The 22698-nt window shown below is 33.1% G+C and carries 17 protein-coding genes and 1 tRNA gene; 11 read left to right on the top strand and 7 right to left on the bottom strand.

The features are described 5' to 3' along the window. The first annotated feature begins 76 nt into the window (after positions 1 to 76). From OZP06_RS04780 to OZP06_RS04770, 3 genes are all read left to right on the top strand, one after another. Positions 77 to 2377 carry a VapE domain-containing protein gene (locus OZP06_RS04780; protein ID WP_281324298.1) on the top strand — a complete coding sequence of 767 codons (2301 nt, stop codon included), beginning with the start codon at positions 77 to 79 and terminating at the stop codon, positions 2375 to 2377. 526 nt (positions 2378 to 2903) lie between these two features. Beyond that, complete coding sequence (locus tag OZP06_RS04775) at positions 2904 to 4277, top strand: hypothetical protein (RefSeq protein WP_269223890.1); 1374 nt, start codon at positions 2904 to 2906, stop codon at positions 4275 to 4277. A 10-nt stretch (positions 4278 to 4287) separates the two neighbouring features. Further along, positions 4288 to 4854 carry a DUF6705 family protein gene (locus OZP06_RS04770; RefSeq protein ID WP_269223889.1) on the top strand — a complete coding sequence of 189 codons (567 nt, stop codon included), beginning with the start codon at positions 4288 to 4290 and terminating at the stop codon, positions 4852 to 4854. 1184 nt (positions 4855 to 6038) lie between these two features. Here OZP06_RS04770 and OZP06_RS04765 read toward each other — a convergent pair. After that, positions 6039 to 6113 (bottom strand) — tRNA-Val (locus tag OZP06_RS04765). Between the two features lie 316 nt (positions 6114 to 6429). Beyond that, the gene (locus OZP06_RS04760) at positions 6430 to 7680 is read right to left on the bottom strand and encodes a glycosyltransferase (protein WP_269223888.1); all 1251 of its coding nucleotides are present in this window, start codon (positions 7678 to 7680) and stop codon (positions 6430 to 6432) included. 114 nt (positions 7681 to 7794) lie between these two features. On the opposite strand from OZP06_RS04760, the gene OZP06_RS04755 reads away from it, so the two are divergent. The 5 genes from OZP06_RS04755 (at position 7795) to OZP06_RS04735 (ending at position 14319) form a co-directional block, all read left to right on the top strand. Further along, positions 7795 to 8376, top strand: a complete 582-nt coding sequence (locus tag OZP06_RS04755) for a tRNA-(ms[2]io[6]A)-hydroxylase (protein WP_269223887.1) — start codon at positions 7795 to 7797, stop codon at positions 8374 to 8376. A gap of 214 nt (positions 8377 to 8590) precedes the next feature. Further along, entirely contained in the window at positions 8591 to 11344 is a 2754-nt protein-coding gene (locus tag OZP06_RS04750) for an AsmA-like C-terminal region-containing protein (RefSeq protein ID WP_281324297.1), read from the top strand. A gap of 420 nt (positions 11345 to 11764) precedes the next feature. Further along, a complete protein-coding gene (locus OZP06_RS04745; protein WP_269223885.1) occupies positions 11765 to 12559 on the top strand; it encodes an ABC transporter permease in 795 nt (264 codons plus the stop codon). A gap of 2 nt (positions 12560 to 12561) precedes the next feature. After that, positions 12562 to 13338, top strand: coding sequence for an ATP-binding cassette domain-containing protein (locus OZP06_RS04740; RefSeq protein WP_269223884.1), 777 nt, complete (start codon positions 12562 to 12564; stop codon positions 13336 to 13338). Between the two features lie 3 nt (positions 13339 to 13341). Further along, positions 13342 to 14319: an MlaD family protein gene (locus OZP06_RS04735; RefSeq protein ID WP_269223883.1), complete on the top strand. Its 978-nt coding sequence runs from the start codon at positions 13342 to 13344 to the stop codon at positions 14317 to 14319. Between the two features lie 37 nt (positions 14320 to 14356). On the opposite strand, the gene OZP06_RS04730 is transcribed toward OZP06_RS04735, so the two are convergent. Then, positions 14357 to 15592 (bottom strand): folylpolyglutamate synthase/dihydrofolate synthase family protein, encoded by a 1236-nt coding sequence (locus OZP06_RS04730; RefSeq protein ID WP_269223882.1) that lies wholly within the window; start codon positions 15590 to 15592, stop codon positions 14357 to 14359. Between the two features lie 312 nt (positions 15593 to 15904). Here OZP06_RS04730 and OZP06_RS04725 point away from each other — a divergent pair, with 312 nt between their 5' ends. From OZP06_RS04725 to OZP06_RS04715, 3 genes are all read left to right on the top strand, one after another. Then, positions 15905 to 16600: a MotA/TolQ/ExbB proton channel family protein gene (locus OZP06_RS04725; RefSeq protein ID WP_269223881.1), complete on the top strand. Its 696-nt coding sequence runs from the start codon at positions 15905 to 15907 to the stop codon at positions 16598 to 16600. A gap of 3 nt (positions 16601 to 16603) precedes the next feature. Then, complete coding sequence (locus OZP06_RS04720; RefSeq protein WP_269223880.1) at positions 16604 to 16999, top strand: biopolymer transporter ExbD; 396 nt, start codon at positions 16604 to 16606, stop codon at positions 16997 to 16999. A gap of 549 nt (positions 17000 to 17548) precedes the next feature. Next, a complete protein-coding gene (locus OZP06_RS04715; protein ID WP_269223879.1) occupies positions 17549 to 18706 on the top strand; it encodes a Gfo/Idh/MocA family oxidoreductase in 1158 nt (385 codons plus the stop codon). Positions 18707 to 18858: 152 nt separating this feature from the next. On the opposite strand, the gene OZP06_RS04710 is transcribed toward OZP06_RS04715, so the two are convergent. From OZP06_RS04710 to OZP06_RS04695, 4 genes are all read right to left on the bottom strand, one after another. After that, positions 18859 to 19767, bottom strand: a complete 909-nt coding sequence (locus tag OZP06_RS04710; RefSeq protein ID WP_281324296.1) for an energy transducer TonB — start codon at positions 19765 to 19767, stop codon at positions 18859 to 18861. Positions 19768 to 19937: 170 nt separating this feature from the next. Beyond that, entirely contained in the window at positions 19938 to 21164 is a 1227-nt protein-coding gene (locus tag OZP06_RS04705) for a Glu/Leu/Phe/Val dehydrogenase dimerization domain-containing protein (RefSeq protein WP_269223878.1), read from the bottom strand. Between the two features lie 167 nt (positions 21165 to 21331). Continuing rightward, positions 21332 to 21913, bottom strand: a complete 582-nt coding sequence (locus OZP06_RS04700; protein ID WP_269223877.1) for a chalcone isomerase family protein — start codon at positions 21911 to 21913, stop codon at positions 21332 to 21334. A gap of 170 nt (positions 21914 to 22083) precedes the next feature. After that, a complete protein-coding gene (locus tag OZP06_RS04695) occupies positions 22084 to 22659 on the bottom strand; it encodes a chalcone isomerase family protein (protein WP_269223876.1) in 576 nt (191 codons plus the stop codon). Positions 22660 to 22698 lie beyond the last annotated feature (39 nt).

Genomic DNA, 22698 nt, shown 5'->3' with positions numbered 1-22698 from the left:
ATACTCCTTTAAATGAATAAAATAACAAACCCATTGCAATTATACGTTTGCAATGGGTTTTAAATGGATAAAAAATATGACTAAAAAAGTATTAACCAAAGATATAATTTTTCAATACACAACCCAAGAAGCTATTTATATAAAACTTCTAAATCTAGATGATTTTCCCAAAGGAAACATTTCAAGTCCATTCTCTGACGATAAAAAACCATCATTCAAAGTCTGGAAAAATGGAAGTTTCAAATGCAACAGTACAGGAAAACAAGGAGACGTATTTCAATTTGTTGCAGAGTTAAGAAACTTGGATTGCAAAAGCCAGTTCAATGAAGTATTAAATATCGTTGCATCCGAAATGAATTTGTTTATAAAAACAGAAACGGTCGCAAAAACCTTTGCAAAAAAAGGACAAACTTTTGCAAAGCCTTTGCAGAAACCGTTGCAACACCTGTTTTATAAGGGAGAAGCAGTAATGTTAGACACTGTAATAGATAAAGAAACCGTTGAAACGGCATTGCAACAACCGTTGCAACAGTTGTTGCAACAGACAGAAAAAAACGTTGCAAAGGAAAAAACGCCTTCACTTTTAACCGTTTCCACAAGGGAATTCACAATATTGGATTTAGAGTACTGGAATACATTAGGAGTCGAAAAAGCAACATTAAAAAAGTATGAATTACATTCTATTTCAAGTTACACTTGGACTGGTAAAAAACCGATTTATACCAAAAAAGAAAGTGTTGCTTTTGCAATTGCGTTGCACGGGAATTTTAAACTTTACATTCCAAATCAAATCGAAATTGGAGTAAATAAAAATGTTTTACCTCCATTCCCAACAGGTGTTTTTGGAATAGAACAATTAGGCGTAGAAAAAAAAGAAAATTTAATCATTTGCGCAGGCGAAAAAGATGTAATCGTAGCCACTTCAAGAGGTTTTCACGCTGTAACTTTTGGAAGTGAAGCAATCCACCCAAAAGACGAACAAATTCAAAAATTGCAATCCCTTTGCAACAACTTGTTTATATGTTATGACAATGATAAAACAGGAGAAAATGGGAGAAATGCAATCGTAAAACGTTTTTCTAAAATCATTCCTTTGCTACTTCCCGAAAAAGAAGCTGTAAAAGGCTATGACATAACCGACTATTTTCAAGAACATAATTCAGAAGATTTTCAAAAAATCATAAGCTTGGCAGTAAAAAATAAAAATACGGTTACAGTTCAAAACGTTGAAAACAAAGGTCTAACTACGATATTTCACATAGCAGAAGATTATTTACTGGAAAATTATGATTTCAGAAACAATATGATTTCTCTTGAAATTGAAATTAGTCATAAAGACGAAAATAAATGGACTTCCTGCAATGAAAATTCCCTTTGGTTGGAGATACAAAAGAAAAGCATAAAAATCCCTTTAAACTCCTTGATTGCCATTTTGAAAAGTGATTTCGTACCGAATTACAACCCACTAATAAATTACTTTACCAATTTGCCTGAGTGGAACAAAGAAACGGACTATATAAAACAATTTTCAGAGTATGTAAAACTGGAACAGGGAGAAAATAAAGAACAGTTTGAATACCATTTTAAAAAATGGTGTGTAAGAGCCGTAAAATGTGCCACAATTGATGATTACTTCAATAAACAGGCGTTTGTGTTGACCGATGACGGAAATGGTCAGAACATCGGTAAAAGTTCATGGTGTCGATTTCTTTGTCCAAGTGAACTGTCAAATTATATGGCGGAAGACATGAGTGACGATAAAGACGCCCGTATTTTGCTTTGCAAGAACTTTTTAATCAACCTTGACGAGTTAGCTGCTTTGTCCCGAAAAGAGATAAACCAGTTAAAATCCTATTTCAGTAAGGCGCAAATAAACGAAAGATTACCCTATGACAGAAAAAATTCAATAATTCAAAGGGTTTCCAGCTTTATGGGTTCTACCAATATGACTACTTTTTTACAGGACGAAACGGGGTCGGTTCATTGGTTGTGTTTTATTGTAAAATCAATAGATTGGAATTATAAAAAAGAGTTTGACATAAATAATCTTTGGACACAAGCCTATGCCCTTTCAAAAGACAAAAGCTATGATGAAGCGTTGAGTATTGACGACATAAAACAAAACGAAACCCGAAATGAAAAATTTCAAGTTATTTCACCCGAACGAGATTTGATACACAAACATTTTGAAATTCCAGTAAAATTAGAATTTGGCGAATTTTTAACAGCCACAGAAATACTACATCATATCAGTTTGTACACATCAGGTGTAAGACTTTCAAACATTGGAATCGGAAAAGCATTAAAAAGCATTGGTTTTAAACGAGATAAACACAATCAGGTTTACGGATATTGGATGAAAAAGAAAACTTTTTAAAAATAAATTTACAGTAAAAACAAAAATCACCGCAAATATACTTTTCTTCTTACCTATTTTACCTAATCTTTATAAACTCCCACAAACAGTGATCTAATAGCAGGTAACTTATATAGATTTCTTCTTACCTTAACTTACCTATCTTACCATTATTAAAACTTTGAAGCTATAAAAAAATAGGTAAGATAGGTAGCAATGGTAAGATAGGTATTTTAGTTGTTAACCCTTGTTGTCATTGGGATGGGTAGGATAGATAAGGATGTTTCAATTTTTTAGACTCAATGAAAACTTTTTATCGATTAATTTTTATTTTTCTGTTTAAAAAAAAACTCAAATATCACTGAAAGTGGGTATTGTAATTTACCAATAGAGGAGTTAGTTTTGCGTCAGAAAAGTTAAACACTATTTTTAAATATTTATTAACCTTCGAATTAACATGTATGACGAAAGGTGTTTTACGATATGGGGTAAACAAATCCATTTCTTCCCAGCATTAGCAAAAAGAAAAGGTAAAAAAAATAAAATAATGAAACAAAAATTAAATAAAATTACAAGTGTAATTCTATTTTGCTTAGTTCTTATCTTCTCAGGTTGTGTGAGAGATGAATTACCTATGGATAATACAATGATTAATCAAGAACCCAAAATTGCCGAAGCGAAAAATTGGTTTGAAGATTACAAAGCCAAAGAAAGTTTTCATCCCATTTTTGCGGACATCAATTACCATTGGGAGAATGCTTCCATAATAATACTGGAAGATGGCTCCAAGGCGGTAACTGTACCGATAACAGACATGAATACAAATCCAGAATACAAAGGCGAAAGAGTTTTATATTTGTATCCATTTGAAGAAAGTTATGATGCCGTTGTCTATGAGTTGAGCCCTGACTCGAATCAAGCCCCAAAAAGTGTGGGATTCAAAAATTTAGAATCTTATAATGGTTATATTAGCACATGGGATTTAAAAAAAGGTTTTATAAAAGCACAAAAATTCACAAACAGCACCGCAACAAAGGCGGTGGTCTTTAAGGTTGTCTCTGATGAGGATTTAAAATTACATAAAAGTACTTCGAAAATCATTGATTTGGATGAAGTAATAATAGAGGGTCCAGGAGGCGGTGGCGGAGATTATCTTTATTACTCCTATGTATTAAGTGGCGGTAGTTTTGGCTCCAATAATATAGGAGGCTCAAATACAGATAATTATTTTAACCCACCCCATGGCGGCGGCAGTACTTCCAGTAGCACTAAGCCTACTATAGATGATGCAGAACAGGATCCTTGTAGTAAAATCAAGAAACTGAAAGACGACATCAAGCATATGAAAGCTTTGGCTGAGCTAAAAAAGAATTTAAAATTACAGTATGAAACGGGGTATTACATTAGCAAGTCTAAAGGATATGTGGCTGGAACTCCAGATAGCAACCTCGCATTGACGGGAACAAGATATTCTGATAGTTATGGGATTATGCATGTACATGAAGACACCTTTACACATCAGGTCAATAATGGAGGAATTAGACCTGAGATTGTGAAACCTATCCATATGTTTTCGCCTAAGGATGTTAATACATTTTGTTCTTTGTTAATCACTGCAAATAAATACAAAACATCATCTTTAGACGAAATTTTTAATGAAATGGTTAGCGGTTCTGGCACCTATCAATTACGTTTCGAGGGAGATATTAATGATGTTAAAAATTTTGATTTTGATTCTTTAAGTAAGACTTATGTAGACTATATGAAGCCATATAAGGATGATTTAGAGTCAGGATTTCTTTCTTTTATGAAAGAATACATTGGGATTAACGGTATCACACTTTATAAAATAAATGAAGACGGGACATCCGAAAGTAAAACTTTGTCTGTAAATAATCAATTAACAACTAATCCTTGCTAAATAAAAAAAAATGAAAAAACTAATCTACTTAAGTGTCTTATTGCTATCTATATTAAATATCAACGCTCAAAAAATAGTGCCATTGGAAAATGAAGATGACTATAAAATTATCAATCGAAATGAACAAATTTATTTTAAAGATGTCAATAATGTTTTGGGAAAGTTTGTTGGAACTTGGAAAGGGACTTATGGGGATAAAAAATATGAGTTCAGAATCGTAAAATACACGAAAACATTTAAACTTATAAAATATGATAAATTATTGGTCCGTTATATTATAACTGATTTAAATGGGAATGTTATAGATAACACTACTTCATTACCAGATTCCAGTACGTATGTCGCTGAAGGACGTTATTATATTAATGAAGGTTATTATTTGACTCATAAGGCAAAAGGTGGGAATTGCGCACAAGGGGGTCAAATGCTTCTTTATGTAGACGAAAGCAATAAAAATGCAATAAAAATGGATGTAATTTATAGAAATGAGATGGGTTTTGTAGATTCCGCAGAATGCCCAAATATAATTAATGCATATTTCCCAACAGGAGTTATTTTTAATTTAATAAAACAGTAAGGTATAAAATGTAAATGCATAAATGTTCGTGATAGCTAAAAAAAGCCTCTATTCAGAGGTTTTTTTAGGTTTGTCATCTAAAGTGCTTAATGTTTTTTTTAATCAATTGAATTCGTCGAGGCTTTGCCTCGGGGTTAGAGAAGAAAGTTAGAAAACCTTAGGTTTTAGAAACTAAAAATTTATTTTTTCCCGATTGATACCTTTATGTCACTGTATCGGGGTAATTCATTAATTTAATAGCAGATGAAATCAAAAATAACAATCCTATCAATACTTAGTTTTTTACTTATTTATTTGTATTGTTCTGAATATTATTACATACTAAGTCTTGATGACTCCTATTATGTAATAAACTATTTTTGGATAGCACTTTTAATTATTTTGATAATTGGTCTCATATTAATAATAAAAAAATATTCAAAAAAAAACGTGATAGAAAACCCAAAATTTAAGTATTAATAAATACAATCATAAAAAAAGAATAGTGTGCAGTCTAAATAAACTGCACCTATCTTTTTCTTTATGCGTAAGGTTTTAAGAAAATACCTATGAAGTATATATCTATATTACGCATTATAATATTTGCTAATCAGTTATTTTTTCTAAAAGAGTACCTTTCTTTTGAAATTAAAATAAATAACCAAACGGGCAAAATTATATCAGGAACAAGGCTTTAATTAAAAAAAACAAACTATGAAAATAGATCAATTCGAATGGGCATTATTCTTTTGGCAACTTATTATATTAGCTTTTTATGTATTTTTGGGTTATTTACTATATTTACTTTTTAAATTTTTAAAAAAGAATTTAAACAAATAGTAAGTTGTTTAAAATTTTAAAAAAATTGGTTTTAGTTCTTTTGCTAAAACCAATTTTTTTTTTTTTGAATTTTATACGATAGTTTTAAAATGAAGACTCAAAATAAATAGCAACTTAATTAGAATTTCTCATATAAAACTATATTTAGGATTATATTATTTGCCAATAGAGTGTTATTTTCTTTTCAATATTATACCTTTTTTTCGTAAAATCCGACTAATTTATCTAATAAATTGAATCCAATAATCCCGAAAAACAAAGAATTACAATTAATGGGAACAAAATATTTTCGGGAAAAATTCGGGAAAAACCAAAGCAAAAAATCCATAAACATCAGTAAATAAGATGTTTATGGATTTTACATGTGGGCGATGAGGGGTTCGAACCCCCGACCCCCTCGGTGTAAACGAGGTGCTCTGAACCAGCTGAGCTAATCGCCCTATTTTACTAGGCTGCTATCGTTTTGTGATTGCGAGTGCAAATATAAGCTAGTTTTTCGTTTATGCAAAACATTTTTAAATAAATTTTGCTTTTTATTTTTTTAAAATATTCAGTTGGCTAATATTTAGTGATTTAAAAATTAAAAAATTTGCAATAAAAATAGTTTTATACTCCGCTCCAAACAAAAAACATCACTTTTTTAAGAATAACTAGGATAAAAATAAAGATAAAGAAGTTCTGATTTATACATATTGGGATCCAAAAAAAACAAAATGTCTATAGGGAACATTAAAAACTGTGACTGAGAACTTCGACTTACTCTTTTTTGCTATTTTTAGCTTCGATCCAACGGGACATGTATTTTGTACTGTTTAAAGTGTGATGCTGTAATAAAGTCCCCAAGAAATTATCCAAACGATGTTTGGTTAAGTTGGAACTCAAGAATTGAATTTTGGAAATAAAATCTTTTTCAAACAAATCCCTTGAATACCGCTGATTGATAATGGATATTCCGTTTTCTTGAGCTTTGTGCCATAATTTTTCATCTTGGTACAATTGAATCGAAGCTTTAATAAATTCGGGAATATCATTGGTTGCAAAACCGCTCCAAGGCAAATGTCCGTGCATGGATTCAGCTCCAATAAGGGTTGTTATACTTGGAGTGCCGCATTGCATGGCTTCGATTAATTTTCCTTTGATACCAGCGCCAAAACGCAACGGGGCCAAAACTATTCTTGCATTTTGAACTACTTCATTAGCGTCAGTCGCCCGGCCTTTGATGTAAAAACCTTCCTTTGGCTGATGCAATTGCATTACTTTTTGCGAAGGATAGGCACCATAAATATGAAGTTCAACTCCGGGTAGTTGTTTTCTCAGTTGCGGCCAAATGGTTTCTTTTAAATATTGAACAGCGTTCCAGTTGGGTTCGTGGAGGAAGTTGCCTATGAAAATAAAGTTATTTCTTTGGTTGAAAGAAGGAAGTTCATGAAAAGTGGTTTTTGAAATTGGTTCTAATAAAAAAGGCAAATAATACAATAGTTTTTCGTCAATTTTAAAAGTCGTTTTCAATAAATCCATTTCAAATTCGGATATCATTAAAGACAAATCACATCTCAAAATACTGGCGATTTCTCTTTTGGCAATATCCTCTTTGAGTAAATCCTCAAGTATAAAATTGCGTTTTTCCTTAAAGGCTTTTTGCCTAGCTAATCTTAGAGAATGCATATCTTCAGTATCTAATATTCGTAAGGCATCAGGGCAATTTTCGGCAACGCGCCATCCAAATTGCTCTTCCATCATGAATCGGTCAAAGAGTACAATTTTCGGATTTAGTTCTTTGACAAAAATATCAAAACTAGAACAATTCAAAACAATAGATTTTTTGGTTATATTTAATGTAGCTAAATCAACCATGTAATCACTATCCAAAGCAGGACTTGCAAATACGATTTCAAAACCTTGTTGTTGAAACAAAGTTATTAATTGAAGCATCCGTCCACCCGCTGCCGAAGAATCAGGTTCGGGCCATACAGTACCAATTATTAAAAGCTTTTGGATTTGAGACATATTACTTATCAAATTTTTAGATGCAAAATAATGCAATTTAGATGGTTAAAGCATTATTTTAAATAGAAATTTGCTAATAAAACACTAATTTTGCAGAAAGAAAAATCACCTGTTATGCTTGGATTAAAATTAGTTACAGACCCACGATGGGTAAATATAGTAGAAAGTAATATCGAAGAAATATTGACGGATCACGCATGGTGCGAACAAAAAGCGGCTTCCAATGCTATAAGTTTGATTACGTATAATTCAGAGTTGGAAGAGTTGGTAACAGAACTATTGGTTATTGCAAAAGAAGAATTGGACCATTTACAATTGGTTCATGATTTGATAAAAAGGAGAGGTTTGACTTTGGGAAGGGAACGCAAGGATCATTATGTAAATGAGCTTTTTAAATTCATGAAAAAAGACGGTAGCCGAAAAGATGCTTTAGTTGATCGATTATTATTTTCGGCAATGATCGAAGCCCGTAGTTGTGAACGATTCAAGTTACTTTCTGAAAATATAAAAGACCCGGAACTGGCTAAATTCTACCGTGATTTAATGATTTCTGAAGCAGGACATTATACTACTTTTCTTGGCTTTGCCAGAAAATATGTAGACAATTTTGATGTCGATAAACGTTGGCAAGAATGGATTGAGTATGAAACCTCGATTATTATCAATTATGGTAAAAAAGAAACTGTTCACGGTTAATGTTTTTGCTTTGCTGAAAATTTAATGGTAAGTCAAAAATTATAAACTCATAGAATTTTGTTTAGCACCTTTGTCAAAGTTTAAAACTTTGACAAAGGTTATAGGTCTAAAATAACTTTATATGTAGTTCCTTTTTTAGATTATAATTAAAATTTTAATAGTGTTCTATTTTTTAAAATTCAAGGCATAATTTCTCAACTAATTCATATCCAATATGGCTACAGTCAACTACAAATCAGTTTTTTTTAAATTTTTAAAATATACAGGAATTTCTCTTGTGACTATTTTAGCCTTAATGTTTATTGCGCCTTATTTGTTTGCAGATAAAATAAAGGAACAAGTAAAAAAAACAGCTAACGAAAAGTTGAATGGAGAATTGAATTACACAGATGCCAATGTTTCCTTTTTTAGTCATTTTCCTTCCTTGACTTTAACTTTAAATGATTTTACTCTCAATGGATCTGCCCCTTTTCAAAATGAGAAATTAGTGACGGCAAAAGAAGTTGCTTTTGGAATCAATGTGACCAGCCTTATTTTTGGTGAAACAATAAAAATTGATGAAATTTTCCTTTCTAATTCGTTGATTAATGTAAAAGTGAACCAAAACGGTGAAGCTAATTATAATGTCTACATATCCGAGAAAGAAACAATTCCAAAAGAAAAAACAGAAACAGGATTGAAATTAGAAGCAATTGAAATTAATAACAGTAAAATTGTTTATGATGATCAATCTACCAAAGTTCATATCGATGCTATAGGTTTTAATTATTTAGGGAATGGTGATTTGAGTCAAGCCATTTTTGCACTGCACTCGAAGGCTAAAATTGAAAAGCTGAATATTATTTATGAAAATGAACCCTACTTAATGAACAAAAAAGTGGATGGGGATTTGATTACCAAAATAAATACGAATTCGCTATCATTTGTTTTTGAACAAAATGATCTTTTTATCAATAAACTTCTAGTAGATTTTACAGGTAAATTTGATTTTTTAAAGGATGGTTATGACATTGATTTTAAAATAAAATCAAACAAAAGTAATTTATATGATCTCTTCACTGCATTTCCTCCAAAATACATTACTTGGCTCAAAGACACAGAATTAAAAGGGAATATCGATTTGCTTTTTACTCTTAAAGGTAAATATATTGCTTCGCAAAACATAGCTCCCGATTTGAGTTTGGATTTTAAGTTAAAAGATGGATTTGTAAATTATAAAAAAAGTGCTTTTCCGGTTTCCAATTTGAATATGGATATCAGTACCAAAGTGGCTTCATTAAATCCGGAACTTTTAGATTTGAATGCAAGGAACATTTCTTTAAACGTTGAAAAAAATCAATTAAAAACGCAATTAAAAATGAATGGGTTGACCACTCCTGTGGTTGATTTGGTTTTGAATTCCAACATTGATTTAGAGAAACTGAATCGTGCTTTAGGAATTTCTGATATTGAATTAAAAGGAATGCTAATTGCTGATGTAAAAGCCAAAGGGAAATACGACCAAAAGCATGGGCTTTTTCCAATTACAAATGGAAGATTGAATTTGAATAATGGTTTTGTAAAAACGCCATATTACCCAAATCCAATAACCAATATCAATGTCAATACCACGATTGCCGATAAAAATGGAACTTACAAGGATCTTTCGGTGGTGTTGAAACCAGCAACTTTTACTTTTGAAGGCGAACCTTTCTGGGTAGAAGCCGATTTGAAAAATTTTGATGATTTGAATTACGATATCAAAGCCAAAGGAACATTGAATATTAGTAAAATCTACAAGGTGTTTTCGCAAAAAGGTCTTGAAGTGGATGGTTTTATTAAAGCAGATTTGGCTTTAAAAGGAATTCAAAGTGATGCCGAAAAAGGAAATTACAGCCGTTTGCAAAATAAAGGAACGCTTGAACTTAGAAATATTAATGTGGCAACGGAGTACCTGCCAAAATCAATGTTGATTAAAGAAGGGATCTTTAGATTCAATCAGGATAAAATGGCTTTCAATACCTTTTTGGCGTCTTATGGGCAGTCCGATTTTAAATTGAATGGGTATTTGCAAAATGTTTTTAATTTTTTGTCTCCCAAAAAAGGAGTTTTGAGAGGGTCATTTACTTTAAATTCAAAATACATCAATGTAGATGAATTTATGTCGAGTACTGCTAAAGTTTCAACTCCTTCAACAACAACTGTTCCCAATAATGCACCACAAACAACAGCTCAAGAAACAGGCGTAATTCTTATCCCATCCAATTTTGATTTGCAATTTTATGCTACGGCACACAAAATCAATTACCAAGGATTGAATTTGCAAGATGGAAAAGGCGCTATAAAAATGAAGGGCGGTAAAATGCTAATGCAAAATACAGGGTTCAATTTAATTGGTTGTAATGTCGCTATGAATGCCGCTTATCAAGGAATTACTCCTAAAAAAGCCGTTTTTGAATACAGTATAAAAGCTACTGATTTTGATGTCAAAAGAGCCTACAAAGAAGTAAAAATGTTCAGGGAAATGGCTAGTGCTGCTGAAAATGCTGAGGGAATTATCTCTTTAGATTACAAAGTAAAAGGAAGGCTAAATCAAGATATGATGCCTGTTTACCCTTCTTTAATTGGCGGAGGTATTCTCTCTATAAAAGATGTAAAACTAAAAGGGATGAAAATGTTTAATGCTGTGAGTAAAACCACAGATCATGAAGCGATTAAAAATCCGGAGTTGTCTAAAGTAGATATCAAAACAACTTTAAAAAACAATGTTATTACTATAGAAAGGTTTAAATTTAAATTTGCAGGTTTCAGACCAAGAATAGAAGGAACGTCCAGTCTGGATGGAAAGTTGAATATAAAAATGAGATTAGGATTACCGCCATTGGGAATTATTGGAATTCCTTTAACAGTTACAGGAACTAAAGACAATCCAAAAGTGAAAGTGGGTAGAAAAGGCGATGAAATTGAGGAGACTCAAGATGTAGAATAAATCAGATTTCGATATAGTTTCCATTTTGTGATCATTATAAAAAAGGGGAATATATAAAGTCAATTTTTTAACATATGAAAAATTTGACTTTAATTGAAAGTACGTTTTAATAAGGTTTCTTCGGCTCTTATCAATATTACGGAGTTAGAAATATATGAAATTTCTAACTCCGTTTTTTTTATATTTATTTGTCAAAAAAGGCATTAGCTGTAATAGTGTTTCTCTTATTTGAGTAATTAAATTTTGGTTGAATCAGTACCTTTTTTATTATCAGTGAATTACATAAGAAACGCTCGAATTTATGCCGCTTTTTTTTGTAAATTTATAAATATTTCTGAGTCTTTTGTATTGGTAATCAATACGTTTGTTTTATGAATAAAGCGAAAAGTAAACTTTGAAATTAAATATAAAAACGAAAATATGAATACTGTAGAACGTAAAAAATATTTATTTTCAAAAGAAATTGATTCTTATTTTGAGGGTGTTTACAATGGTTACCGGTTTGTTGTCCGTTTTTTTAAAGAAGCTTTTACTTCGCCTTTTCATTTTCGAGAAATTATTAATCAATGCTTCGAGATTGGTTTAAAATCACTTTCATTAATAACACTGACTGGTTTTATCGTTGGAGTTGTTTTTACAAAACAATCGCGACCTTCTTTGGAAAGTTTTGGAGCGGTGTCTTGGCTTCCGTCATTGATGGGAATTGCAATAATGAGAGCTCTTGGACCATTGGTAACCTCATTGATTTGTGCTGGAAAAGTAGGCTCCAGTATTAGTGCTGAATTGGGATCTATGAAAGTAACCGAGCAAATTGATGCCATGGAAGTGTCGGCAATTAATCCTTTTAAATATCTTGTGGTTACCAGAGTTATGGCAACCACCATCTCTATTCCCATACTTTCTTTTTACTGTAGTTTTGTAGGCTTGGTCGGGTCGTATTATAATGTTTCAAACGAAGAAGCGACAAGCTTGCAGGTGTTTTATCATGATGCTTTTGCAAACATTTCTTTTCTAGATGTTTTTTCGTCGCTTACAAAAGCTTTGGTGTACGGATTTACGATTGGAATTGTTAGTAGTTACAAAGGTTTTTTTGCCACACACGGAACGAGAGGTGTTGGTAAAGCAACCAATCAAGCCGTAATACTTTCCATATTTTTAATCTTTCTGGAAGAGGTCATAATAGTACAAATTGTGAATTGGATTAGATACTTTTAATTATGGAAAAAGAGAAAATTCAATTAGCCAATCCAGAAGGAACGGTCATAAAAATAGAAGGATTGTATAAGTCTTTTGGAGAACTAGAGGTTTTGAAAGGAATTGATTTGACGGTACAAAAAGGTGAAAATTTAGCAATACTGGGCAAATCCGGTTCTGGAAAATCGGTTTTGATAAAAATTTTGGCAGGGCTATTAAAACCAGATAAGGGAAATATAACAATGTTGGGTAAACAATTGAATCAATTAAAACCGAAACAATTGGATGAATTGCGTTTGCGTATGGGTTTTTCATTCCAAAATAGTGCGTTATATGACGGGATGAGTGTATACGATAATTTATCGTTTCCATTGACTATGAATGTAAAACATCTTAGCCGAAAACAAGTGAGTGATGCTGTTGAAGAAGCGCTAGATGCGGTAGGGCTAATTGACAAAATTAAAAGTAACCCCGAAGAACTTTCTGGTGGGCAAAGAAAACGGGTGGGTATTGCTCGAACGTTAATTCTGAAACCCGAAATAATGTTATACGATGAGCCAACAGCTGGTCTAGATCCTGTCACTTGCGCTGAAATTAATGCCCTTATTGTTAATGTACAACAGCAGTATAAAACAAGTTCTATTATTATTACACATGATCTCACTTGTGCAAAAAATACTTGCGGACGCATTGCTATGTTAATTGACGGAACCTTTTTGAAAGTTGGAACATTTGCAGATGTTTTTAATACTAATGATGAACAAATAAAAAAATTTTACTCTTATAATTTTACACTTTAAACCATGAACGAATCATCAAATAAGCGTGGGCTGTATGTAGGTCTATTTATTTTTATAGGAATGCTTTTTTTATTTGGAGGTATTCTGATGGTGGGAAATCTTCACGAAACCTTCAAGAAAAAAATGCAATTGGTTTCTGTTTTTGATGAGGTAAATGGACTGCAAACTGGAGCCAATGTTTGGCTTTCAGGAGTAAAAATAGGAAAGGTAAAAAGTATTCGAATTAGTAAAAACAGAAATGTTTGGGTAACTTTAGATATTGAAAACACAGCACAACAGTTTATTGTGAAAGATGCTAAAGCCAAAATAGGAACGGATGGTCTTATTGGAAACAAAGTTGTGATAATTTACGGAGGAACAGAAAATTCCCAATCAGTGATGGATGGAGATACTTTGCGAGTAGGAAGCACTTATTCTACAGAGAATATGATGATTACTTTACAGAAAAATAATGAAAACCTTCTGGCGATAACAACCGATTTTAAAAAAATAAGTCACAAGTTGACAACAAATGAAGGGACTGTTGGTAAATTGCTAAATGACAATGTTTTGTATGATAATATTAATTCGGTAGCCTTGTCACTTAGCAATGCTTCTGTAAAAGCAGATAAATTAATCGCTTCACTTAATGAGTATGGCGCAAAATTAAACAGAAAAGGAACACTTGCAAATGATTTAGTTTCGGATACAATTGTTTTTAATTCGATTAAAAAATCGGTTTCGGAATTAGAAAAAATGACCAAAACGGCCAATGTTTTTGTTGAAAATCTCAAAGTAGCCAGTAGTAATACCAATTCAACAATAGGCGTTTTATTGCATGATGAAGAATCTGGGGCAAATTTGAAAAAAACGATAGAGAATTTAAAGACCAGTTCCGAAAAATTAGACGAAGATCTCAAAGCCGCCCAAGGCAGTTTTTTATTGAGAAGTTATTTTAAAGACAAAGAAAAAGAGGCTAAAAAAGCCGCTTCTCAAAAATAGGAAATACGTACAAGGAACTTTGTGTTTAATAAATAATTTAACCTTTACTGTTTAATGACAATTCAGCAACAACAAAGGTGCTTCCGCCTACATAGATAAAATCGTTTTTCGAAGCATTTTTTTGAGCTGTGTTGAATGCTTCATTTACCGATTCATATACATTCCCAACTAATGAAAATCGCAAAGCATTTTCTTGTAATGAAACAGCATCCAAACCGCGTGGAATATTAGGTTTGCAAAAATAATATGTTGCGTTTTTAGGGAAGAGTGGCAATACTTCGTCCAGTTCTTTATCATTGACAACTCCCAACACGATATGTAAATGGTCAAAAGCCTCCTTTTGTATCTGATTCAAAACAATTTCTAGACCGTTTTTGTTGTGAGCCGTATCGCAAATTACTTTTGGGTTTTTACCCAATTGTTGCCATCGTCCAAGTAATCCGGTGTTTCTGACCACATGCATTAAACCTGATTTTAGGTTTTCGGAACTCACTTTAAAATCGGTTTGCTCGTTTAAAATTGTGATGGTTTGAATAACAGTTTTTTTGTTGTGATCTTGATAATCACCCAGTAAATCGGAAGGAAAGGTCTCTGAAATCAAATCAGAAGCAAAATAGATTTGAGAATTATTTACTGAAGCTTTTTCTAAAAATACTGGTTGGGTTTCTGGAGTATATTCGCCAATAACAACAGGAATTCTGGGTTTGATAATTCCTGCTTTTTCAGTTGCAATAGATTCAAATGTATTCCCCAAAAATTGCACATGATCGATACCGATGTTTGTAATTACGGAAACCAAAGGCGTGATAATATTTGTAGCATCCAATCTTCCGCCCAATCCCACTTCGATAACGGCAATGTCCACTTTTTCTTTTGCAAAATAGTCAAAAGCCAATCCAACGGACATTTCAAAGAAACTCATGTCGTTTTCTTCAAAAAAGGATTTGTGTTTCTCAATGAATTCACAAACAAAATCTTCGGAAATTTCAGAGCCATTAATTTTGATGCGTTCCCTGAAATCTTTCAAATGCGGCGAAGTGTACAAACCCACTTTGTATCCCGCTTCTTGTAGTACGGAAGCCAGCATGTGCGAAGTAGAGCCTTTACCGTTCGTACCCGCAACATGAATGCATTTTAATTTTTTTTGAGGATTATCAAGATGTTCCGCCAGTATATTAACATTGGTCAAGTCTTTTTTATAAGCCGAAGCCCCTTGCAATTGATACATTGGAAGTTGATTAAACATCCAATTTGTGGTTTCTTGATAGTTCATTATTTTTTGATAAAATAGTTGAAGATTGAAATAATTTTCGCTTTTTTTAGTTTAATATTACAGTGAAAATAGATCAGTTCTTGTTTTTTAGTTTCTAACTGCAAAATTGAAATATTTTTTAGAATTAATGACCAGGAACTGTGAAAAAATAACTGATACATTTTGACTTGCTCTTTTGCCCTTTTTCTTCGTTACAAATTATTTTAATAGCCCAACTATTAAAATAATTTGTGCCTTGTAAAAGAACAAAATAACATCGCCAATTCTGTACCATTTATTTCTTCACCGTTCCTTTTAAACCCAGAATAATATATGTTTAGTTTTATACAATTACAAGCTGATACTCTTGCCAATGCTGCGTCTAATGTTGTTATCGAAAAAATAGCACCCAATACCGAAATCTCTGTTTTAGGTTTCATTCTAAAAGGAGGATTTTTTTTAATTCCCATTGCGATTTTATTATTTTATACTTTTTATGTCATTATAGAACGGTATTTGTTCATCAATAAAGTTTCCAAAGTCGACCCGCTTTTGATGCGTGACGTACGCGATCACCTAACGGCAGGTAATTTTGATTTGGCGCGTTCCATAACCGAAAGAACTAATACAGCTTCCGGAAATGTCATCAAAGAAGGAATTTTATTAATTGGACGTCCCATTGCCGAAATAGAATCGAATATGGATCGTGCTGCCGATATTGAAATTGCCCAAATGGAACAACATCTGGGACAACTCGGATTGATTGCTGGTATCGCACCAACGCTTGGTTTTATCGGTACGATTTCTGGGGTAATCAAGATTTTCTACAGCATCTCTGTAACTGAGAACATTAGTATTGGTAATATTTCAGGAGGATTGTACGAAAAAATGATCAGTAGTGGTTCAGGGTTAATCGTTGGAATTATTGCCTACAGTGCTTACCACTTGTTGAATGGGAAGATTGATAATTATGCGCTAAAAGTGCAAAAACAAATATTGGAATTCGTAAATATTATTCAAAAAGCATAAGTCATGTCAATCAAAAGAAAAAGAAGATTTCACGCCGAAGTGGCTACTTCCTCCTTGAGTGATATTATGTTTTTTTTGTTGCTGTTTTTCCTGATTATTTCTACGTTGTCCAATCCGAATGTGATTAAGATGACCTTACCAAAGTCAAAAACCAACGAGAAAACCAACAAACAATACATCAGTTTATCGGTCACTGAGGACAAAAAATTCTATATTGACAAACAACCTGTTGCTTTTGAGGAACTAGAAACGACTTTGATGTCCAAAATGAATTCACAAAAAGACCAAACGGTAATTGTTCGAATTCCGTTCAATTTACAAGTGCAGGATTTGGTCGATGTACTGCAAATAGGAGTGAAGAACAACTTAAAGTTCGTTATTGCCACGAGTCCAAAATAACATTAGTTGGGCGTGACCACAATAAAAAAAGGGGCTATTTAACGTTGTCGTTATTTGCCCCTTTTTTTATTGTGGTCGGGCTATTGCCATTACTTCGGTAATTTGGCGCTATCCCTCACGCGCAATACGTAAACACGAGATGTTTAATTCTCCTAACAGGTTTTTTTAATCTGTTAACCTGAGTTCGATTATTCAATAATTTATTTTTTATTGAATATCCTGCAAGGTTTTTTTCAACCTTGTAGGTATAAATACTGATGATAGAATTCCTATAAGGTCTCGAAAAAGACCTTGTAGGGACATTAACCGGCATAATTAATTTGTAAATAAGTATTGTATTAATCGAACTCAGGTTGTTGGGTATAATTTCGATTATTATTAAGTCGAGATTAAATACCTAACAGGTCTTTGGAGACCTGTTAGGATTCTTTTAGGAAATTCATGCCGCCTATCCATCACTATAAGTAATAATCTAAAAAAAAACAAAAGCGTAACATTTTTTAAAAGAGTATACTAATAAATTTAAGAATTAACTTAAAGGTATATTTTATGAAAAACATTTCAAGACGGTCTTTTGTCAATAAATTTGGTTTAGGGGTTGGGGCAACAGTTGTTATGACAACACTTCCTTCATACATAACTCAGTCAGAAAAGTTTCAGAAACCATATACGGGGAAGAAGTTGAATATAGCGCTTTGCGGGTTAGGAAATTACGCATCTATGTTAGCCGCAGGAATTGAAGTTTCCGAATATTGCAATTTAGCAGGAATAGTGACAGGCACGCCTGAAAAAGCTGTAAAATGGAAAAACCAATATAATATTCCCGAAAAGAACATTTATAATTATCAGAATTTTGACGAAATAATTAATAACAAAGATATAGATTTAGTGTACGTTGTTTTGCCAAATGGCTTGCACAAAGAGTTTGTAATTCGTGCTGCAAAAGCAGGCAAAAATGTAATTACAGAAAAACCAATGGCCATTTCTGTGGCTGATTGCGAAGAAATGATAAAAGCATGTAACGATAACAAGGTTCAATTGGCTATTGGTTACCGTTTGCATTACGAGCCAACACATTTGGAAATTAAAAGATTGGGACAAGAAAAAGTCTTTGGTCAAGTTCGCTTTATAGAAGCGTCACTGGGTTATAAAACGTATGATACTCTTGATAAAAAAACAATCGTTGACAAAAATGACCGTAACGAATGGAGACTAAACAAGAAATTATCAGGCGGTGGCCCTTTAATGGATTTAGGGATTTATTGCATACAAGCGAGCCGTTATGTTTTAGGTGAGGAACCAATTGCTATAACGGCACAATTTGGCACTGTGAATGATAAAAATAGATTTTCGGAGACTGAGGAAAGCATATCGTGGCAAATGGAATTTCCGAGTGGGGCAGTTGCAAACTGCAATACATCATGCGGTTACAATATTGACAGGTTTTACGCATCGGCCGATGAGGGTAGTTTTGAATTGAGTCCCGCTTTGAGTTATGGGCCATTTGAAGGTAAAACTTCAGAGAAAGAATTGAAATTTCCTTTGATAAACCAGCAACAAACACAAATAGATGAAATTTGTAAGGTGCTGTTAGAAAACAAAAAATTACCCAATCATATAACTGGAGAAGAAGGATTAAAGGATGTAAAAATCATTAATGCAATTTATAAGTCAGCCAATACTGGAAAGAAAATTTCCATACTGTAAAAATAACTTCTAAAAAATCAAACCTGTAAACTAGCCCCGATAGAAGGGAAAATCCTTTTTTGAGCCGATTTTTATTCGGCTCAAAAAAGATTGGAATGATAGCGGGAGAACTGCTGATGCAATACGCAAAAGTTCTGCTCCAAATTTTTGTTTTAGTTCAAATTGAAATTATAAACAATCTTACCTACTTGTTTTTCAGGGGCATCAGAGCTGGCATCCCATTTGGTGTTCATAGCCGCAATTCGGGCTTGATCCAGTAAGCATTTTGCAGTATTGGTTGTGCCTTTTATACCTGCAACAGCATTTATAGTATTCCCATTTCGATCCACCGAAACTTCTACAACTACTTTGCCGGATTCGTTGCAGGTGTATTTGGGAGCGGGTTTGGAGAGTGCTTTTCTATTGCCGAGCGAATAGCCGGATCCGCCTCCTGTTCCTCCGCCAGAGCCACCGCCACTTCCGGGACCGTAGCCGCTGCCATTGCCAATACCATTTCCGGTTCCGTTGCCACCGCCGGTACCGCCACCAGAACCGCCTGTGCCGTAATAGCCAGTTGCGGCCAGACTGCCGTTGGATTTTCCTTTGTTGCCAGCGGTTTTGTCGTCGCCGTCACCGCCTTTTTTGGAACCTTTTAGAATGCTGGACAAAGCATCGTTGGTAGAATTGGAAACTTTCGGTTTTACCACTTCGGGTTTGGGAGTTTCTTTGACAACAACTTCAGTTTTTTTAGGTTTTTCATTTTGCGGAATAACTACACTTTCTTCGGTGCTGTTTTCTTGAGATAAAATAGCTTCTTCAGAAATGCTTTTTGCAGGAGTTTGCTTGACTTGGTTTTGTACATTCAACACTTCGCTTTGCGTATTTTTTCCGGATCCCAAATCGCTATCACCAAAGTTTAGGGTAACGCCACCTCCACCACCTCCACTAGCAAGTGCTACATTGTTTTCTGGATTATAGGGTGGCCAAAAGCGAATGAAAAACAACAGCAACAATAAAGATGCATAAATGAGTATGGATAGAACTAATGATTTCTTTTGATCGTTTGAAAGTGTAGAACTCATTGTGGAATTTGAATTAAAAAAGTGTACTTGTAAAAACGTTGAAAAGTACTAAAAATTGTCAAGACTAAAAAACTACATGAGAGTTAAACCCAGAAAGGGCACAAAAAAAAAACACGGTTTAAACCGTTTTTAAGAGGTCTAATCCGTGTTGAATATTTTGAATTGATCTGCTATGTCAATTGCTTTAATGCAATTTCAAAAGCAGTAGCACTAATATTTTTCTTAGAACTATTCAAGTCATGGGCTTTTGCAATGGCTTTTTTGATCGTTTCAGAGGTATCTCTAAAGATTGCTTCATCCGTCATTTGTACTTTTTTCTCCATGAAATAAGCAAAAACTCGCGCCATTCCACAGTTAGAAATAAAATCTGGAATCAAACTCACTTTACTGTCCACTTGTTCCATTATTGGACCAAAGAAAATGGCAGTATCTGCAAATGGAACGTTTGCTCCGCAAGAGATTACTTCAAGGCCATTGGCAACTAAACTATCAATTTGAGATTGTGTTACCAAACGAGAAGCAGCACAAGGAGTGAATATTTCGGCACCAATTGTCCAGATTTTTTCGTTGATTTCTTCAAAAGGAATCATGTTTTTGGCAATTAGTTTGTTTCCGTATTTGTCTAAAAAGAGTTCTTTAATTTCCTCAAAAGTAAATCCTTCTTCGTTGATCAATCCGCCATCTCTGTCAATAATTCCAATAATTTTGGCTCCCATTTCGGCCAAATAAAAGGCTGCAGCTGAACCTACATTTCCAAAACCTTGAACAATAGCTTTTTTACCTACTACAGAACCACCATAAATATCATAATAATGACGAACGGCCTCTGCAACGCCATATCCAGTGATCATGTCTGCGATGGTGTATTTTCGAGTTACATCAGGTGAGAATTTAGGATTTTCAATTACTTTAATAACGCCTTGGCGTAATTGCCCAATTCTATTAATCTTGTCCGCTTCAGTAGGTTTGAAGTGGCCGTTAAAAACACCTTCTTGTGGATGCCAAACACCACATTCTTCAGTCATTGGAATTACTTCGTGTATTTCGTCTACATTCAAATCACCACCAGTTCCGTAATAACTTTTCAATAAAGGTGATACAGCTTTGTACCAACGTTGTAATACCCCTTGTTTACGTGGGTCGGTTGGATCAAAATTTATTCCAGATTTAGCTCCGCCAATTGCAGGACCAGAAACCGAAAATTTTACTTCCATAGTTTTTGCCAAAGACAAAACCTCATTCATATCAAGCCCTTTTCTCATGCGAGTTCCTCCGCCAGCAGCACCGCCACGAAGTGAGTTTATCACTGTCCAGCCTTCAGCTTCGGTTTCAGAGTCTTTCCAATTGAAAACGATTTCAGGAGCTTTGTTTTCGAATTTCTTCAATAAATCTTTCATATTGTTGTGATATGTTTATTTTTGACAAATATAAAAAAGGTTTTATGAGAAATATGTATTTGTCATATTTTTTTTTGCCTTTGAATATTAGGTATAAAAAATGCTTTTATATCTTAGTTAGATACAAAAGCATTTTTTGTTATGCAAGCCAATTTTATGGAGAAAAATTATTTTCCTAAAAGGCTATTTTTTAAATCTTCGTCTACTGGATTGTCACTAAGCCAAATCCCGAAAAATGCTTTCTTGAACTCAAGCCCAGGAATCTTACCCTCCAAAATATTGTTTTTGTATATCCAAATTGATTTGTCAGAAGGGGAATAAATTAGGTTAAAACCATCATTGACGTTTGTGTCTTCACGGCCCAAAAGTTTTTCTAATAATTCTAATTGCGATTGATATTTGGGTACATTTTCTTCTCCAACTGATTTTATAATTCCTTTTTGAAGCGATTTAGTTAATTTTTTTGAAGTAACTAGTGATGATGTGATTTGCAAACGAATGGCCATATCGGTATCACTGTTTATAATTTCTTTAGGATCTTCAGATAAAGTAGTCAGGTACAGTGCTTGTAAATAGACTTCAGTCCACATTTTTGTTCGTGTCCCAAATCCATTAAGTTGTAGATTTTTGCCTTCAAATTCAATAGTTCTAGGCAATGTTATTCCTTCAACTACAATTTGTTTTTGAGCATATACATTTGTCAATACTGCCGAAACGAAAAATAAATAAGTAAAAGTAATTTTTTTCATAATGTGTTTTTTAAGTTTTTAGTATTTAACTCGAATGCCTTCCAAAATAATAATATTGAAAGAATTTTAAATGTAGTTTATTTTTAGTTATAAATTACATTAGTCCCAATGGATGCGATTGTTGTTTTTATTCAAAAATTAGGAGGAAAAGCGAACTTTAAAACGGTGGGTTAAATACCTAATAAGCTATTTTTTAACTCTTCATCAACTGGTTCGTCTCCAAGCCAGATGCCGAAAAATACTTTTTTGAATTCAAAGCCTTCCACTTTTCCTTTGAATACTTTGTTTTTTACGACCCAAATAGATTTATCAGAAGGGTTATAGGTCAATTCAAAGACATCGCCATTTGTAATTTCCTCAGATAAAAAGCTTTTAAGTAATTCCATTTTAGGCTTTAACTCATTAAATTTTTCTTTAGCTGATTTTTCAAATCCTGTATTTATGGCTCTAGTTAATTTTCCAGAGGAAACTAATGGAGAGGTGATTTGAATTCGAATTGACATTTCTAAATTGTCATTTATAATTTCTTTTGGATTCTGTGATAATATAGACAAATACAATGCTTGAATGTAAACTTCTACCCACATCTTTGATCTTGATCCAGCACCATTAAGTTGCAATGTTTTATTTTCAAATGTCATAGTTCTTGGTATTGTTACTCCTTCAAACACGATTTGTTTTTGAGCATTTACCTCAGAAAATAGGGCAGAAATAACAATAGCAATTATTAATAATGTTTTTTTCATAAATTATGGAATTTTTATTTTTGGGCAAAAATAATATTA

The sequence above is a fragment of the Flavobacterium sp. IMCC34518 genome (assembly GCF_027111095.2).
GTDB classification, from domain to species: domain Bacteria; phylum Bacteroidota; class Bacteroidia; order Flavobacteriales; family Flavobacteriaceae; genus Flavobacterium; species Flavobacterium praedii.
Note: the sequence above shows the minus strand (reverse complement) of the source record. Positions and strands in the feature narration are given on the sequence as shown.